The 16,464-nt window shown below is 46.8% G+C and carries 21 protein-coding genes; 13 read left to right on the forward strand and 8 right to left on the reverse strand.

All coding sequences use genetic code 11. The features are described from left to right. Nucleotides 1-20 precede the first annotated feature (20 nt). The 3 genes from Q7C19_RS04870 to Q7C19_RS04880 form a co-directional block, all read right to left on the reverse strand. Complete coding sequence (locus Q7C19_RS04870; RefSeq protein ID WP_290750538.1) at nucleotides 21-989, reverse strand: LLM class flavin-dependent oxidoreductase; 969 nt, start codon at nucleotides 987-989, stop codon at nucleotides 21-23. A gap of 63 nt (nucleotides 990-1,052) precedes the next feature. After that, nucleotides 1,053-1,742 carry an ABC transporter ATP-binding protein gene (locus Q7C19_RS04875; RefSeq protein ID WP_052019014.1) on the reverse strand — a complete coding sequence of 230 codons (690 nt, stop codon included), beginning with the start codon at nucleotides 1,740-1,742 and terminating at the stop codon, nucleotides 1,053-1,055. 107 nt (nucleotides 1,743-1,849) lie between these two features. Then, nucleotides 1,850-2,242 (reverse strand): hypothetical protein, encoded by a 393-nt coding sequence (locus Q7C19_RS04880; RefSeq protein WP_290750545.1) that lies wholly within the window; start codon nucleotides 2,240-2,242, stop codon nucleotides 1,850-1,852. A 195-nt stretch (nucleotides 2,243-2,437) separates the two neighbouring features. On the opposite strand from Q7C19_RS04880, the gene Q7C19_RS04885 reads away from it, so the two are divergent. Together Q7C19_RS04885 and Q7C19_RS04890 are read left to right on the forward strand one after the other, a co-directional pair. Further along, the gene (locus Q7C19_RS04885) at nucleotides 2,438-2,956 is read left to right on the forward strand and encodes a DUF4256 domain-containing protein (protein WP_375091777.1); all 519 of its coding nucleotides are present in this window, start codon (nucleotides 2,438-2,440) and stop codon (nucleotides 2,954-2,956) included. Between the two features lie 124 nt (nucleotides 2,957-3,080). Next, nucleotides 3,081-3,950, forward strand: a complete 870-nt coding sequence (locus Q7C19_RS04890) for a sensor domain-containing diguanylate cyclase (protein WP_375091779.1) — start codon at nucleotides 3,081-3,083, stop codon at nucleotides 3,948-3,950. On the opposite strand, the gene Q7C19_RS04895 is transcribed toward Q7C19_RS04890, so the two are convergent. Together Q7C19_RS04895 and Q7C19_RS04900 are read right to left on the reverse strand one after the other, a co-directional pair. Next, nucleotides 3,912-4,601 (reverse strand): alpha/beta fold hydrolase, encoded by a 690-nt coding sequence (locus Q7C19_RS04895; RefSeq protein WP_313491483.1) that lies wholly within the window; start codon nucleotides 4,599-4,601, stop codon nucleotides 3,912-3,914. The two genes, Q7C19_RS04890 and Q7C19_RS04895, sit on opposite strands and share 39 nt — an antisense overlap. Next, nucleotides 4,598-5,443 (reverse strand): alpha/beta fold hydrolase, encoded by an 846-nt coding sequence (locus Q7C19_RS04900; RefSeq protein WP_375091780.1) that lies wholly within the window; start codon nucleotides 5,441-5,443, stop codon nucleotides 4,598-4,600. The genes Q7C19_RS04895 and Q7C19_RS04900 overlap by 4 nt, the downstream gene beginning before the upstream one ends. A 39-nt stretch (nucleotides 5,444-5,482) precedes the next feature. Between Q7C19_RS04900 and Q7C19_RS04905 the strand changes: the two genes are divergently transcribed. Beyond that, nucleotides 5,483-6,148: an HAD family hydrolase gene (locus Q7C19_RS04905; RefSeq protein WP_375091781.1), complete on the forward strand. Its 666-nt coding sequence runs from the start codon at nucleotides 5,483-5,485 to the stop codon at nucleotides 6,146-6,148. Then, a complete protein-coding gene (locus Q7C19_RS04910; protein WP_313491489.1) occupies nucleotides 6,145-6,306 on the forward strand; it encodes a hypothetical protein in 162 nt (53 codons plus the stop codon). Before Q7C19_RS04905 ends, Q7C19_RS04910 begins: the two co-directional genes overlap by 4 nt. Here the strand turns inward: Q7C19_RS04910 and Q7C19_RS04915 are convergent. From Q7C19_RS04915 to Q7C19_RS04925, 3 genes are read right to left on the reverse strand one after another with little or no spacing between them, the layout of a single operon-like run. Beyond that, complete coding sequence (locus tag Q7C19_RS04915) at nucleotides 6,298-6,735, reverse strand: GNAT family N-acetyltransferase (protein ID WP_375091782.1); 438 nt, start codon at nucleotides 6,733-6,735, stop codon at nucleotides 6,298-6,300. The genes Q7C19_RS04910 and Q7C19_RS04915 overlap by 9 nt on opposite strands. Nucleotides 6,736-6,749: 14 nt before the next feature. Then, nucleotides 6,750-7,205, reverse strand: coding sequence for a type 2 periplasmic-binding domain-containing protein (locus tag Q7C19_RS04920; RefSeq protein WP_313491417.1), 456 nt, complete (start codon nucleotides 7,203-7,205; stop codon nucleotides 6,750-6,752). Continuing rightward, on the reverse strand, nucleotides 7,202-7,723 hold the full coding sequence (locus Q7C19_RS04925; RefSeq protein WP_313491419.1) for a sigma-70 family RNA polymerase sigma factor: 522 nt from the start codon (nucleotides 7,721-7,723) through the stop codon (nucleotides 7,202-7,204). The genes Q7C19_RS04920 and Q7C19_RS04925 overlap by 4 nt, the downstream gene beginning before the upstream one ends. Nucleotides 7,724-7,881: 158 nt before the next feature. On the opposite strand from Q7C19_RS04925, the gene Q7C19_RS04930 reads away from it, so the two are divergent. From Q7C19_RS04930 to Q7C19_RS04970, 9 genes are all read left to right on the forward strand, one after another. Beyond that, entirely contained in the window at nucleotides 7,882-8,292 is a 411-nt protein-coding gene (locus Q7C19_RS04930; protein WP_313491420.1) for a group-specific protein, read from the forward strand. Continuing rightward, the gene (locus Q7C19_RS04935) at nucleotides 8,289-8,849 is read left to right on the forward strand and encodes an AAA family ATPase (RefSeq protein WP_375091783.1); all 561 of its coding nucleotides are present in this window, start codon (nucleotides 8,289-8,291) and stop codon (nucleotides 8,847-8,849) included. The genes Q7C19_RS04930 and Q7C19_RS04935 overlap by 4 nt, the downstream gene beginning before the upstream one ends. A gap of 178 nt (nucleotides 8,850-9,027) precedes the next feature. Continuing rightward, a complete protein-coding gene (locus tag Q7C19_RS04940; RefSeq protein WP_375091784.1) occupies nucleotides 9,028-9,834 on the forward strand; it encodes a phosphotransferase in 807 nt (268 codons plus the stop codon). Nucleotides 9,835-9,950: 116 nt separating this feature from the next. Beyond that, the gene (locus tag Q7C19_RS04945) at nucleotides 9,951-10,319 is read left to right on the forward strand and encodes a hypothetical protein (protein WP_313491423.1); all 369 of its coding nucleotides are present in this window, start codon (nucleotides 9,951-9,953) and stop codon (nucleotides 10,317-10,319) included. 46 nt (nucleotides 10,320-10,365) lie between these two features. Beyond that, entirely contained in the window at nucleotides 10,366-11,349 is a 984-nt protein-coding gene (locus tag Q7C19_RS04950; protein ID WP_375091785.1) for a DUF2268 domain-containing putative Zn-dependent protease, read from the forward strand. A 9-nt stretch (nucleotides 11,350-11,358) separates the two neighbouring features. Beyond that, nucleotides 11,359-11,673, forward strand: coding sequence for a hypothetical protein (locus tag Q7C19_RS04955; protein WP_290786799.1), 315 nt, complete (start codon nucleotides 11,359-11,361; stop codon nucleotides 11,671-11,673). A gap of 635 nt (nucleotides 11,674-12,308) precedes the next feature. Beyond that, nucleotides 12,309-13,004 (forward strand): ABC transporter ATP-binding protein, encoded by a 696-nt coding sequence (locus Q7C19_RS04960; RefSeq protein ID WP_375091786.1) that lies wholly within the window; start codon nucleotides 12,309-12,311, stop codon nucleotides 13,002-13,004. A gap of 26 nt (nucleotides 13,005-13,030) precedes the next feature. Continuing rightward, nucleotides 13,031-13,801: a hypothetical protein gene (locus Q7C19_RS04965; RefSeq protein WP_375091787.1), complete on the forward strand. Its 771-nt coding sequence runs from the start codon at nucleotides 13,031-13,033 to the stop codon at nucleotides 13,799-13,801. A gap of 19 nt (nucleotides 13,802-13,820) precedes the next feature. Continuing rightward, nucleotides 13,821-16,448, forward strand: a complete 2,628-nt coding sequence (locus Q7C19_RS04970; protein ID WP_375091788.1) for an ABC transporter permease — start codon at nucleotides 13,821-13,823, stop codon at nucleotides 16,446-16,448. Nucleotides 16,449-16,464 lie beyond the last annotated feature (16 nt).

Raw genomic sequence — 16,464 nt, forward strand, 5'->3', positions numbered from 1 at the left:
ATTGAGGGGTCCTGTTCTGTTTAAAGAAGTCGCTCCGCGATGAGCTGGTACGACTGCAATCGCTTTTCTTGATCAAAGGCATTGTTGATGAGTAAAAACTGATCTGTTTGATAACGCGTTGCTAATGCTTCAAGCTCCTGCGCAACAACGTCCGGTGTACCGACAATCGCTCGCCGTCGATCTTTACGGATCCGTTCCGCTTGAACGTCATTCCAGATTTTTGCTTCAGTCGAGGCAAACGACGGAACGATTGAATTGCCGAGTCGAACGCCTTGAATCCAGGCATCTTGAGTTCGAGCGAGACGTTCTGCTTCTTCTTGCGTCGGGGCACAGATAACGAAAACGCAGACGATGACGTCTGTTCCTCCTGCCTCACGATACGTAGAAAGTGTCTCTTCCCAACGATCTGGATTAATAAAGTGACCAAAAACGAGACCACGGTCTTGTTCTGCAGCAATTTGCGCACTACGTGGCGACAGACCAAGGATTGAGATCGGAGACGCTTGCCGATCACGCGGTGTCGTCTTGACGATCCGGTACGGGTGTCGATTCGATAGACTATCTGTCAAGAAGCCAGCCGTTTCCTGAACGAGTCGACTAAACTCAGCTGCCCGATTTTTTTCACCATCTGTCAAGGCAAGTCGTGTCCGCTCACTTCCACCCGGAGAATTGCCGATCCCAAGTTCGATCCGTCCCGGATAAAAGGCGTCGAGTGTTGCAAAACTCTCGGCCACTTTTAGCGGATGATATTGCGGTAACAACACTCCACCTGAACCAAGTTTGATTTTTGAAGTCTGCGCACCCATTCGGGCAATGAACAACTCCGGTGATGCACTGAGCAAACCGTTCGTATTATGGTGTTCTGCGAACCAGTACCGTTCGTAACCGAGTCGCTCGGCTTCTAAGACGAGTCGTTCCGTCGCTTCCATCGTCGCTTCGACCGTATCATCCTCATGCAATGGTACTTGATCCAGTATTCCTAGTCGCATCACGCATTCCTCCTCTACCCTCTTAAGTGTAAAGGGTGGAGGAACGGAGTTCAAAAACGAGGCTCAGACACGGACGAGACGATCTTCGATAATAACGCCGTCTCGCATCTCGATCGTTCGATTCGCCCGTTCCGCAAGTGCCGGGTCGTGGGTGACAAACAAGACGCCACACCCTTTCTCTTCGTTTAATGACCGTAAAAGATTGAAGATGATTTCTCCCGTATCTGTATCGAGGTTCCCTGTTGGCTCATCGGCAAGCAACCATTTCGGTTCATGAACGAGTGCTCGGGCAACGGCGACCCGTTGTTGTTGTCCACCGGAAAGTTGCGACGGCAAACTGCCTGCTTTATCGGCGAGACCGACTTGCGCGAGTAACTGCTCGGCGCGTTCTTTTTTATCATACGGTACTTTCCGACCGAACAGTGGCGCCATGACATTTTCAAGCGCCGTCAGCGTCGGAATCAAATGAAACTGCTGGAAGATGAAGCCGATGTTTTCGAAGCGAAAGTCGGATAATTCTTTACTGTTCAATTTGTTGATTGGTTTCCCGTCATAATGCAACTCCCCACTCGTCGGTCGATCGAGCGTGCCGATTAGACTGAGTAACGTTGATTTTCCAGATCCCGAAGGTCCGATGATCGAAATGAAGTCGCCCGCCTCAAGTGTCACGTCGATGTCTTGTAACGCTTGTGTCTCGACACCGTCTCCTGAAAATGATTTTCCCATCTGTTTGCATTGAAATGTTCCTTCCATATGTACCCCTCCATTATTCTTGATAACGTACTATTCAAGAATAGATTGGTAATTCCTTCTAAATGAAAGGAAATAAAAAACAGTACTCTTATGGAACAAGAATACTGTCAGGAAACTCTTGGTTGAATAGAAACGAAATTTTTACGATAGACGATCTCATACGGTAAGACGAACAATATACATGCAAGAGTCGTGAACTGAATCATGCTACCGATTGGTGGTAGTGGAGACAGCGATGCTTCGTGCCATACTTCATATAGACCAATGAACAAAAACAGAACGACGCTACTCGTCGTCACGTAGATAAGCAACCGAAGGGTCAATGGATAATGTCGGACAATCCATAACATCGGTAACCCAAAGATAAAATAGGATAACGTCATCGCAAACGTCCCGAACTGATAGACGATCTCAAAATCAATCGTTGTCAGGAACGAATACGCCGTGAACGCTAAGAACGAAAGAATCGTCACAACAGCCGCATAACTGATCCAGCGCATACGGTTGGCTCCTCTCCTGAATGTTATTCCTGTACACGCGATCGTGACAGAAACCAAATATGTACAATTAGTGTAGGTAGTTCGATTTCATTTGTCAATTATCTTCAGATTAACTTATTCAGTCTATGTACGATTGCAATGAGAGCGAATTCATAGAATAATGAAAAAAGTGAATAAGAAAGTGAGGTTTTATCGATGGATGAACAATTAACGGTGTTTCGTGATCGCTTTGAAGCTACACCTGATTACCACGATGGTCTTTCGTTTATTGAGGTCGAGTCACGCCTGACACCTTCAAAACGAGCAGCACTCGCTTGGATGGAACAAACAGGAGGAGAACCGAATATCGTAAACCTTGATGGACGATTCGTCATCATCGATACGGTCAAAGAGAGTCCAGCTGGTCGACGAAGCGTTTGTTTTGACGAAGTTGCTCGACTCGGTCGAAAGAAAAATGCGCCCGGAGCTAGTGTCGAGTCAATGATTGAAGCACTCGAACTCGACCTGTTGACACCAGAACAATATCAAAAACTTCAGACACAGTTTTCGTTTGACGAAAAGACCTCCAGTTGGCTCGCAACACCAGACGTGATTCGTCAAAAAGGTGGCGCTTTGTTTGGAGATCGTCGTTATGAGACGACATTCATCTATCACAACGGAGTGGACTCCTATTATGCGAGCCGCGGATTTCGTGTTATACTTGAATTGGAATAAGCCAAAAAACCGCTTCGTAGTCCAAACGAAGCGGTTTTTTACAATAATAGGGAATAATACCCAATCGTGATATGATGGACGATGAGTACAGGAGGTGGACGTCATATTTGTATTGGGATTGATTATGGGTAGTCTTTTAATGTTGCTCAGTTTCCGGTTATTCCACCAGCAACAACCGGATACAATTGCGTTATGTAAAGATATCTTCTATGTGTTTGAAGTCCATCCGGAATATCGATTCCGATATATCAGTCCGTCCCTCGATGACCATATCGGCAAGGGAGTGGCAACAGCCAGCTATATGGATCCGGATCAGTGTTTTGCAAGGATTCATCCGGAAGACATCGAAGTCTTGATGTCGAAGATTTCGGGCGACTGTGACTACGATCAACCGTTCCGGCAACGCTGGCGGACAAATGACGGGACGTACGTCTGGTTCGAAGAATATGCGACACCAATTCGCGAAAACGGACAGATTGTTGCCATCCAAGGGGTGATCCGTAACATTGACGAGCAGTTGAAATCACAACAGGCACTGCTCGATCAATACCGTATCGATGCCTTGACACGGCTTGGGAATCGCCATGCCTTCAACGAGGCTGTCCGCGATCTCGATCAAGAGAAGACGACGTATGGATTGATTCTGCTTGACTTGAATGAACTAAAGGAGCTTAACGACCGGTTCGGTCACGCGGTCGGTGACGCCTTGCTTGAACAAACAGGACTTTGCATCCGCCGCTTAACAGATCATGGTTACCGGATCGGTGGTGATGAATTCGTCTTGATTGACGATAGTGCGTCAATTGACACGTTTGAGGCATTCGTCGAACACGTCCGCTCGACGTTCGCGACGCACGAGATTGGACTCGCGATCGGTGCCGTTCATTCGACAACAGGACGCCGGATCGACGACGTCCTGCATGAGGCAGATGCACGGATGTATCAAGAGAAGATGTTAAGTCGTCAGCATGGATTGATGCGCTTGAAGCAATAAGGCGTTGAAGCGTTCTGGTTGATCGAGATTCGCTGTATGCCCTGCTCCCTCGACTGGTAAGACGATGACGTTCGGCACGTGTTCCGCAACGAACGCGGTTGCGTCGACTTCGTACGTTTCATTCGTTCCGTTTAGGATGACGACCGGCAAGGTGATCGACTGCAACATCGTTTCCGTCAGTGCCGGGAAACGGAACGTCATCAAATCGAGGACTGCCCGTGCTGTCGTTTTCCAGGCAGGACCATGCAACTGTTCAAATTGGTCGGCAATTTCCGGTGCTTGCTGATCGATGTTAAGGAAAAACTCTCGTTGTTCGCGCATCAGCGGTTCCATCGCTTTAGGAATGAATGGTGAAAAACCCGTGATATATACACCTTCGAGTTCGTTCGGTGGGTCGAGTGCCAGTTGCATCGCAAGCGTCGCGCCGAGCGACAACCCGAGAATCCATCCTGGACCTTCCTGTGCCATCCGTTCGCGGATGGCACGTGTTGCTTGTTGTAAGTAATCCTCCGTTGCCGGTTCCGTCGTCATTCCGTGACCAGGTAGATCGATCGGAATGAACGTAAAATCATCCGCTAGAGCGGATAGTTGTGGCGCAAAGTGTGTCGCTGCCGTTCCCATTAACCCATGCAGTACGTACATGCGTGTCATACGGTAAACTCCTTCGGTTGATGTAGTGTTAATATCGCGTTTACGATGACGTCCGGACGATCGCGATGCATCAGGTGAGATGTGCCCGGAACGAACGTCACGTTCGCCTGATAGGATAGATTCGCCTGTCGCCATATTAATTCCTGCCATTTATTTTCCATTCGTTCGAGTTCATCTTCCGGAAAACCAGCTGTTATCATCGTCTGGATTGAGTTCGTTTTATCCCGACCGAGAACGGTCAGCGGGAACCCAAGGTCACGCATGAGTGGCTGAAGCGCCTTCGCATCACTCTTCCACTTTGAAATGATGGCATGCATCGCCTGATAGTACGCTGGGTTCCAGTCCGTACGTTCGTCACCATCCGGGAAACGGTCACGTAAATCGGTTGCTGTCGCTAATTCCGCGAATCGTTCGATCCAGACGGCGTCGTCCCCTTCCTTATCGAGCGTCGGTGTATCGAGCTGATCAAGTTCTGCTAAGTCAATGGATGTCGCCTCAACAAGGACGAGACCAGCGACACGTTTCGGATAATGTAAAGCGAAAGCTTGTGCGACGAGACCGCCGTAGGAATGCCCGACGAGTGTGACCGGTGTCGTGATGTTCGTTGCGCTGAGAAACTGGTCGATTTGCTGTAAGATGCCTGTCGTTCCGTTCATATAATCGTCCGACCATTCGTGCGGATGGAAGCTGACGACGCGGTAATCCGGTGTTAGTTTCGTCAAAATGTCCGCCCAGTCCTGATACGTTCCACCGAGTGATGGTAATACTAACAACGGTCGACCTGTCGAACCGTCATCGTAGTACGTCACTTGTTTTCCCTGATGTTGCATAATTCGTTCCATTATAATCACTCCTTTATACTTTGAAAGATGGTGTTTACCTTGATTCGTGCTTTATTGTTTGATTTAGATGAGACGTTACATGACCGGTCCGGTTCTCTTCCCTATTTCCTTCGGGATCAGCATCAACGTTTTCGTGAAGTTGCGCATGTTCCGATCGACGACTACATCACGACGTTCTTATTGCTTGATCAAGAAGGACGCGTCTGGAAGGACGTCGTCTATACGGAAATGATTCGTCGCTTCGAATTGTCGCTTTCTGTTGAAGTACTGCTACACGACTACGTGACGCGTTATCCGATCTTCGCACGGAGCTTTCCGGGAGTCGACACCTTTTTTGCGCAATTACCGCCTGAGCTACCCATCGGCTTACTGTCGAACGGTCGGACGACGTTCCAACGTGCCGTCTGTGACGCAATCGGACTGTCTCCCTCCTTTACGCAGATCGGGATCTCGGAACAAGAAGGCGTCCGTAAACCGGATCTGGCATTTTTCTTGCGCTTAACGGACCGTTTAGGTCTTCGCCCGGACGAAGTCCTTTATGTTGGCGACCATTACGACCACGACATCTTACCGGCGCGCGCCCTCGGCATGCAGGCGATTTGGAAGCGCACAGGCGATGTTCCGTTGACCGACACGCAATTTTCGGACTGGCGCCAGTTACCTGCTCCACTCCAAGATCTGATACGAAAGGAGAACCAGCCATGACGGAACAGATTCGCCGTTTCCAACCTGACGATTTTGAGCAGATTCATCGATTGAACGCATTAGAAGGGTGGCAGGATCTCCTGGCAACCCGTCAATCTGCTTCCTTTTATGAACAACAAGGATTTCGTGCTTTCCATGGTTTCCGTAAATCACGATGAAGCGAGTGATTTCGAATAACTCGTGCTCGTTACGCTGTAGCCCATTGCTTGATAAAAGTGATGGGCTGCTTCGCGTTCCGGTCGATTGCCACTGTTCAGCAAGACAGCAGTCGCTCCTCTTTCGTGTGCCCAGTCTTCCGCTTCTTGGATCAAGCGGCGACCGATTCCCCGCCGACGATGTTTCGCACTGACGACGAACGCGACGATTCGGACATAGGTCGTATCATGCTCGAACGCTTGCGCCTGAAATAGACCGACGCAGCCGAGAAGCATATCGTCGTCTTCTAGCACAAGCAATTCATAATCCGGATGACGAGTGATCCGCGAAAATCGTTCGCGTAAGACGTCCTCGCTTGCCGGATAACCAAGGTGCGTCATCAATCCGACCAATTGCGGTAGATCGTCTTCTTTCCAAGACCGGATGGTCATATTTCTCTCCCCCCTTATCGTGTGGGCGACAGAATCATCACCCGTTTTCGACCCTCTTCCTCACCGACGACCAGTACGTGCTCAGATACCGGATCGTCCTTGATTTGATAGACGGTAAACGCATCAAGGTTCGACGCAAAATCAGATGTGTCCTGTTCCAGTTGCGTATCGGTCAAGACATCATCCGTGACGCCGAGTCGCTTCCCTTTCAGCTGTTGCCAGTCTGGATCAGTAATTTTTTTGGCTACCGTGTATAACTGTTCATCATAATACATGCCGACCACCATCGATTGCGACGATTGCTCGGGAACGGTCTCATGCAAGGAACTAAAGCCGATGATCGTCAGACCTGCTGCGAGGCAAACAGCTTGTACCGAGCGCCGGCGCCGTTTCGCTTTGCGGATACCCTGAATTGTTCGTTGCCTGACGGATGACGGTACGTCGATCAAGAATTTTGGCTCGTGATTCATAGACTCATCCCCTTCTGTCGTCGTACTTTCTCGAGTGCGCGGTACAACGTACTTTTGATCGTACTCAGTGGCACATTGAAGGTTTGCGCAATCTCTTGCAATGACAAATCTTCTTCATACCGGAAGTAGACGATCGAGCGCTCGGTCGGCTCAAGGACATCCAGTAAATCGTCCAAGTACAAGCGATCGACGAGACGCTCTTCAAACGACGTCGTTTGACTCGGTTCGATCGCGAGCGGCTGAAACGACGCTCGATGTTGCTGGAAAGCGCAATTCATCGTGATGCGCGTCAACCATGTCTTAAAATACGAAGCATCCCGTAAACTCTTTCGCCCACGCCATGCCCGGTACGCGACCTCTTGGACGTTCTCAAGCGCTGCCGTCTCCTCTTTCAGATAAATGAAGGAAATGCGATACACATAGTCTTCTTCTGCGAATAAAGCTGCTTCAAAAGCAGCATCGGATAATGCTGCTTCAAAAGCAGCATCGGATAATGCTGCACCTGACTTTCGAAACACATCGGCATCCTCCTTTTTTGCAATCACTCCCTTATTAGATACGCAACACATTTAAAAAGTTTCATTTTTTTCAAATTTTTCTTATAATTCCCTTTTCTTGAGTGAATGAATTCGATAGGATGGGACACAGAGAGATAAAAAAGGAGGATGTACGACGAATGAAACTCTATATCGCTTCTCGCTTTGACCACATTTTGACCGTCCGCTGGCTCCGGGATGAACTCCGCTTGCGTGGTCACGATTTAACATACGACTGGACGAAGAACGACCGGGCAGAAGATTCTGAAGCATTAAGAAAAATTGGTCTTGCGGAATTCGAGGCTGTCAAGCAAGCGGACGCCTTCGTCCTCGTGTTACCAGCAGGAAAAAGTAGTCACGTCGAACTCGGGATTGCGCTCGCGACGCATCGCCCGATTTACTTATGTATGCCGAATGCGACCTACTTCACCGGACCATTGGCCAGTACGTTTTATCATATCGGGCGAACGACTCCTTGCTTCGGAACGAAAGAAGACTGGCTCGCGCAGATTCTCGCCGATCGCTTACCGGAAGAACAACTGACGTCATGAGGACCGTCCTGTTGACGATTGGATCGACCCATGCCGGGAAAACGACGTTCGCACGACAGCTTGCTCAACGTCTACCAGCAAGCCTTGTCATCGATCAAGATCTTCAAGCACGTTTTTTGCTCGAACATTATCCAGACCTCGTTCCAACAGAAGGACCGAATCAGATCAAACATGACTTGACGGGATGGTTGATCGAAAAGGCGATTACTTCCTCCTTTGAGACAATCATTTTATGTAATGCCAACACTACAAGGACCGGTCGGAAACAGCTGTTAAATCAATTTCCCCTTTCGACGTTCCGCTCGATCCTCGTCTGGTTCGATTTACCCGAAGCCATCCTTTCAAACCGACTGACTCACTCCAAACGCGATGGACGAGAAATTCGTGGCGAATCGTCGTACTACGACATCTATCAGCAACAACGAATCGAGCCGCCAGTTACAGGTGAAGCGGACAAAATCGTTCGTCTTCGTTCGCCGGAAGACGTTGAAGCATTCCTCGATCATGTCACGGATTCGTCGCATGACTTTCTTTTCGATGAAGTGTCGACTGATTGAATAACATTACAATCGCAAGTAAAGCATGAACAATGAACATGAGATTCGACCTTCTTTCGACTCTTTGACCGTCGATTCCAGGCTCGTGGTAAAGACAATTCGTTTCTCTTAAGCGGATTCATAATGACCAGTCGATATGTAACCGATTACAAATGAAACAAAGAAAGTAGGAACGATTATGTCTGAAGAACAACGATTGACTGGCGGAAATGTCTCCGCTGTCTATCAAAAAGGCAACTATGTCTATCGTACACAAAATGAGAACAGTCCAAATGTTCACCGTCTATTACGCCATTTAGAAGCGAAACATCTATCCGGTGTTCCGCGTTTCGTCGGCATCGACGAACAAAATCGAGAGATTCTGACCTTCCTCCCCGGTGAGACGGCTGACTATCCGCTAAAAGCGTACATGTGGCAAGACGATGTGTTGGACGATGTCGCACATCTGATGCGCAAGTATCATGACGCTACAGTCGACTTCGAAACCAGTGACTGGGAGCCATTGATCAACACCCCTATTCCATACGAAGTCATCTGTCACAATGATTTTGCTGTCTATAATACGATTTTTCAGAATCAACGTCTTAGTGGCGTGATCGACTTTGATTTTGCAGCACCCGGACCACGTGCATGGGATATCGTCTACGCGCTCTATACGTTCGTCCCGCTCAGCAGTAGACGGCAAGCACCTGACGGATCCGTTCTTGCCTATTCACCGGAGCAAGATGATGCACGCTTCGCCGAACGAGTGAGTCGATTCCTTGATGCTTATGGTTATGAAGGTCCGCGTTCCGAATTGCTACCGATGTTATTGTTGCGCGTCGAAGCGCTATATCTGTTGATTGATCAACGAGCTGTCGACAGCGATGTTGCCTTCATGAAGATGAAAGAAGAGGGTCACGATACACATTATCGAGCAGAACATCGTTTTATCGCGGAACATGGTCCGAAATGGTTCATCGATAAAGATTCATCAGAAAAATAACAGTTTATCTTTCACGTTAGATGTCCGTAATCTTCATAGAGGAGTGATTTCCCCTGAAAACGATTGATCTTGATTTTTTACTGACGACTGAAGAATACGAACTTGAACTGGATAGGATGTCGCTAAAGGCAAATGATCATTATGCGATTGATTTCTATTTTTATGGGGCTGACGAAGCGTTCAAGCTTATAATCAACGATCCTTCGCGTGATTACTTTTTGATGCGTTTTGAAAAGTACGCCGTCTTCCTAGGAACGTTACAAGAGCATGGCATCATCGACGAGAAACTTCGGAAGCCGTATCCAGTCGTGAAGTCAAAAGAATCGATGTTCGGTGATTTTGCTGCGAAGTTTATGAAAACGGACGAAATCTATACTGAACGGGGAGACTTGCACTTATTTGCCGTCAGGACACATGAACAGGATTTTTACATTTTGTCCTACAACGATCCGATCGTCATTGATCATATGGCGAAAGAGGATTGATATAGAAAGCAGTTGTTACATCATAAAAAAGGAGGATGAACGTAACTTGAAAAAATCATTGATATTACTTTTAACTGCACCCCTTCTGTTTTTGTCTGCTTGTACAGAAGATCAAAAGACAACACAACCCACTACTGAACTGTTATCAAAGAGTACAAAAGTAAAATCCGAATCTGTAAAAATCGATGCCGAAAGTAAATTGAACATTGTTTTTCTTTATGAACCATACAAACAATATCTACAATCGTCCTTAAAAAACAATGATCCTGAAGAAGATAAAAAGAATTATGCGAAATATGTCTTAAGCTATATCGACAAAATCGGGGAAAAGGAGCAGTTTGCGACAGCCGACTTGAAAGGTTTCCCGATGTTGCAATCAACCGTGTACGAACAAGAGCTACTCGACAAAATCGAGAACTTGATGAAACAACAAGATGACATTACAAAAATCATTAAAAAAAATTACATCGCTTCTCATAAGATCCTTCCCAAAAAGAAAAGTACCATCATCGTCGCTCCGGTTAATCCTGAATCCTCTTTCGATCTTCAGTCAATGAAAGGTGTTACAGGAGCAGCCTATAAAGATGCATTCATTCTCTATCTGGATACAAACTACGATAAAGACATCCTGGCATATTCGACGGCACACGAATATCATCACTTAGTCCTCAAGGATACACCTGATTTTAGTTTAAGTACGACTCTTAATTCCGTCATCGTTGAAGGAAAGGCAGATGCCTTTGCCGACCGAATCGTCAAAGGCGTCTCCCCTCCATGGAATGTCGAAATGGATGAAGCAACGAAGAAACATGTCGTACATCTGGTCAACAGCTATGAAGTATCACAACTCGACTTCGTCGTAGGTAACGAACAAAAAGAGATTCCTCGCTGGAGTAACTACATTTTGGGGCGTGATATCCTCAATCACTATTTTGAGTCGCATCCAGATCAGTCCATTACTGACTGGACCTATACGAATCAAGCAGATATCTTAAAAGGGTACACGTATCAAAAGATTCTTGAACAATGAGGTGCTTTCATGAAATACATATGTCCCGTCTGCGGATATGCGCAAATGGACGACGTTGCTTATGACGAAAATGGTGACGCTTCGTTTGAACTTTGTTCTTGCTGCGGCTTTCAGTTCGGAGTAGACGATAATGTCGAAATCGAGGACGGTATCTTTTTATCGAGAAGTGAGACACATGACTTGTATCGCTCAAACTGGCTCAAAGAAGGTGCTAAAGTCTTTAGCCCTTATGCCTTTGAGCCTGGTACAGGAAAGGGTGAACCTTTAGCGAGAACGGCTTTGAAAAAACAATTACGAGCAATTCATATCAGACTAGAAACATAAAAAAAAGAGCGCCACACTTCACGAAGATCTCGTGTGAGTTCGCGCTCCTTTTTTATGTCATCATGCTCGAATCTCGTGCATCATCAACAAAACGGTCACGATAGTTCCTTGATGCAGATGATTCTCAATCGTTACCTCACCATCATGTGAATCGATCATCCGTTTGACGATTAACAGACACGTCTAGTAAATCAAGGACAATTCGAAGTGATTTCTTCGTCCACTGTCGTTCCAATATTAGGTGTGACGTCCGAGGTTGTTTATCGAGGCGGTACCGTTTCCTTTCAATGACCGTCTACCGATTTTTTGTTTCAAGCGTTTATGAGAAATAGAAGAATATTTTTAATGTCTTCGACTCCACTACTCTTTTCGTTCCTTATGCCTCTCATCGTCCTAAAAAAATGGTGGTATCGATTCACAGGAGCATCAGCATGATTCTTCCACTGATCCATAGCCTTTTCTTGCGTATTCATTTCATTTTAAATATCTCCCTAGATTGGGGTTAATCCAATCTTAGAGAGAAGTTATGAGAAAAACATAAATGAGTAAGGATTTCGAAAATAAAAACACAATAGACAAAATTTTCTAAAAATAATACACTGTATTTAACCAAATTATGTAAAAGGAGTGGTCACATGAATATTACCTTTCAAGATGTTTCGCACTCGTTCGAGCGCAGCGATGTCCGGACCGATGTCTTGCATCAACTAAACGGACAATTTTTGCAATCGGAAGTAACGGCACTCGTCGGTCCGTCCGGGTCCGGAAAATCGACGTTCCTTAGTCTCCTTGGTTCGCTCGATCGTCCGTCGTCCGGTCAGATTCTCTATGACAGACAGGACATTACGTCTTGGAAGAACAAACGGTTATCACAATTCCGCTCGCAAGAGATCGGCTTCATCTTCCAGCAGTTTCATCTCCTACCGTCACTGACGGTATCTGAAAACCTAAAGGTCGCCTTGTTAAAACAAAAGACGTCGTTTAATCAAGACGAGCGAATCCTCGAGCTGCTCGATCGGGTCGGACTCGACGACAAACGAAATGCTTTACCTGCTCAACTATCCGGCGGGCAGCAACAACGGGTGGCAATCGCCCGCGCCTTGTTGCATCATCCGCAATGGATTCTTGCAGATGAGCCGACTGGTAATCTTGATTCCATGACCGGTGACGCGATTTTTGAACTGTTGCTAGAGCTGCATCGTGAAGCCAAATGTGGCGTTTTATTTGTCACACACGACTTAGAACTCGCCGAACGCGCTGACCGAATTCTCTTCATGCAGGATGGTCGGATCGTCGAAGACCGCCGAAAACGCACGGTGCAAAGTGTCTAAGTACTGTTTATGAGGAGGTGTCTGCGATGCAAACGTTTCGAAGCAAACTGATTGCGAGTTTCATTGGCTCTATTGTCGTTTTTCTATTGTTGTCCGTATCGACGCAGTCTGCGTATGAAGCGTTTCGGAATGCGGACTTCTCGGAACAAGAGACGACGATTGTGCGAGATTGTAATCATGATGACTTATCAAAACTTATTTTCAAAAAAAATAGTTGTACATTCGATAATACGATCGACGAAAATTCCGACGGTGAAATTTTAGGTGGTAGTACAGGAAAAACGGAAAAAACGAATGGGACAGCACGTGGTAAAGCCAATCCTTCAAAGTCGCCCGGCTTTTTGGAATCAGCAAAAGAAAAAGCGAGTTCTAATTTTCCGGTGTTCTTTGTCGTAGCACTTCTTGTAACAGGTTGCGTCATTTGTTTCGTAATCAAGAAACGAAAGCGATCTATAGGAAAATATACTCTCGAAGCTACGGATATTATACAAGATCAATCTAGCCTTCCTTTCAAGAATAGAACGTCTAAAGCAACGCAAACAAATTCCACACCACCTGAAGAATCATTACGCTTAATGTTATTTGATTTTAATCAACGCTTACCACGCGCCCTCAAGCGACGAAGCCATGAATCGTTGACAGACTGGACAGAGCGCATTCATCTGATGACGCCACTCTCACCTTATTTCGTCACTCGCTACGCGGCGCAAGCAGAAGTAGAAGCACTCGACGCACAAGAAATTCACCATTTCGAACAAGATCTTGCGCACTATTTAAAGACAAAGCTCTCCCACTAAACTACAAAGGAGACTACATATGCTACGATTCGTCATCAATCAATGGCTTCGGCAGCGCGGGAAATTCATCCTGACGCTCGTCGGTGCCCTCATCATCAGCGCCGGACTCAGTCTGATGTTCAACTTGACGGACTCCAGTCAAGGCACGGTCGAACAGACGTTACAGAAAAAATGGTCATCCGCCTACGATATCGTCGTGCGACCGAAAGGCAGTCAGATGACAACGGAATCAAATAAGTTACTCGAACCGAATTATCTCAATGGGATCAATGGTGGAATTTCGTTTAAACAATACCAACAAATCAAACAAATGAATGCGATTGATATCGCAGCCCCGGTTGCTGTCATGGGATATGCCAATATCGGCATCTCAATTCCAAATCAAATCCACTTTCCGGACAAGCCTGGTATTTATCGACTGAGTAATTCACATTATGGTGCTGGTGGATTTTCAAAAGAACTCATTGCACAGGATAGTGCCTACTTTTCAACTATTGAAGAACCGCTCGTTCCTCCAAACACGCGATTGATCAGTCTTCAAGATCCGCAAGATTTTTCATCCGTACAACCCTTTACCTATAGTCTTATCGTCGGAATCGATCCGGAGGCGGAAGCGCAACTCGTCGGTTTGGATAAGAGCATCCTGAATCAGAAGAAGTTTCGTTACTTCAATCAAGAGGATGTTCCCTCAGCCAGCAAGGAGAGTTCTAACGCATTCAACATTCCGGTATTGATCAATCCAAAATCCTTCAATACGGGATATAGTCAATTCAAGTTAGAACAAGTTAACGTCGATCTGAAAACGAAACAAGCACGTGATACATTCTATCAACGACTAGCTCAATCGAACGATCCTCAACCTCTCGATCAAGAAAAACGCAAGATCATTCAAGACATTAAAGTCGATGCCTCTAAAGTCGAGAGCGTTTATTTCGATTCTCTACTCGGTCAAAAAACTAAGGTACTTCCGCAAGCAGAAGCATATACTAACGCTCAACTCGTCGCCCAGACAGGCTCTTTGACATATCAAACGGTGAAGAGTCCGTTCCCTACACGCTGGGAGAATGCTTATGAAGTGCATACAGCACCTACTGCATTCAAAAACGCTATATTACCATCCTCTTATCTTCCGAAGCGCGGCTTCCGGACCGTAGATTCTTATGAAATAAAAATGAAAAAATCGGATCAATCTGATTTTAAGTCAATGAATCCTTATCTGACTTTTAATGTCGTCGGTTTGTATGATCCGAACAAGATCAATGTGTCCAAAGATCCATTGAACGAATTACCGATGGAGACCTATCGACCATCGGCTGCGAGTATCGTACTTGACTCAAAAAATGAACCGGTCAATCCTGCCCAACCGATCAATACGACCGGGAATCCAGTTGGTCTGTTGACGAACTCTCCAAACGTTCTCACGACAGTCGATAGTGTCAAAAAGGTGATGGGCGATCAATCGATTTCATCGATCCGGTTGAAAGTAAATGGTACTTCTTCTGTCGGTGAACAGTCGGATAAAACCTTACAGCGCATCAAGTCGGAAATCGAACGAGATACTGGTCTTATCGCTACGATCACCAAGGGTTCCTCCCCTCAACCGGTCGTCACGAAGGTCATCGATGACGGCAAAACGCTCGGTTGGATCGAACAGCCGTGGATCCATATCGGGGCCGCGATGACAATCTTCCGTGAGACGAGTGTCGGTTTCTCAGGAGTCATCTTCGCGATGCTCGCAGTCGCCATCGTTTATGTCCTTGCAACGAGCTACGTCTCGATGCTCGCTCGCCGGAAAGAGTTCGCTGTTTTGCTCGCACTCGGTTGGCGGACGAAGGATCTCTATAAAATCGTCTTGATTGAGGCGGCGATACTCGCTGGATTCGTTTCAACAATCGCCTTGATCGTCGAAAGCATCTTCTCATATGTCCGTAATGAAGCGATGAACGGCTGGAGCCTTCTCTGGATCGCACTGTTCAGTCTTGTCATCTACCTCGCCGGCGCCGCCTGGTCGGCGTGGATGATTCGCCGCATCTCGCCGTACGAAGCTATCAAGACTGGCGAATACGCGAAAGCGGCTCGTGTCGGACTGAAGCTTCGTTCGACGATGACACTTGCACTAAAGGAACTGATCGGGAAATGGAAACGCAATAGTTTGTCCGTCCTCTCGATCGCTCTACCAACGGCACTACTAACGTTCTTCTTGTTCGTGACGTTCCATCTACAAGGTGTTCTTTACACGTCATGGCTCGGTCAATTCGTTGCCCTGCAAGTCGGTCCGATGCATTACGTGACGATGGGTGTTGCCATCACAATCGCCATTTTGACGACGGGTGAGATCATGTGGCAAAACGTCACCGATCGCCGCGCCTCACTCGCCGTCCTAAAAGCACTCGGCTGGACGAACGGTGCGATCCGTCAATTGATTGTCCTTGAAGGTTTCCTTGTTGGTCTGATTTCTAGAGTGATTGGGCTGATTGTCGCCTACACGACGATTTATGTCTTGTACGATCTTGTTCCATGGAATGAACCGTTATTGATAGGCGTGTCGCTTGCCTTACCGATTCTGTTCGGTGTCATCGCCGCCTTCATCCCAGCACAATTGGCAGCACGTGTTCAACCGTACCAAGAACTGAAAGATGCTTCGTAAACTAAGGAGTTGTACA

Source organism: Exiguobacterium sp. PHA03 (assembly GCF_041945985.1).
Classification (GTDB): domain Bacteria; phylum Bacillota; class Bacilli; order Exiguobacteriales; family Exiguobacteriaceae; genus Exiguobacterium_A.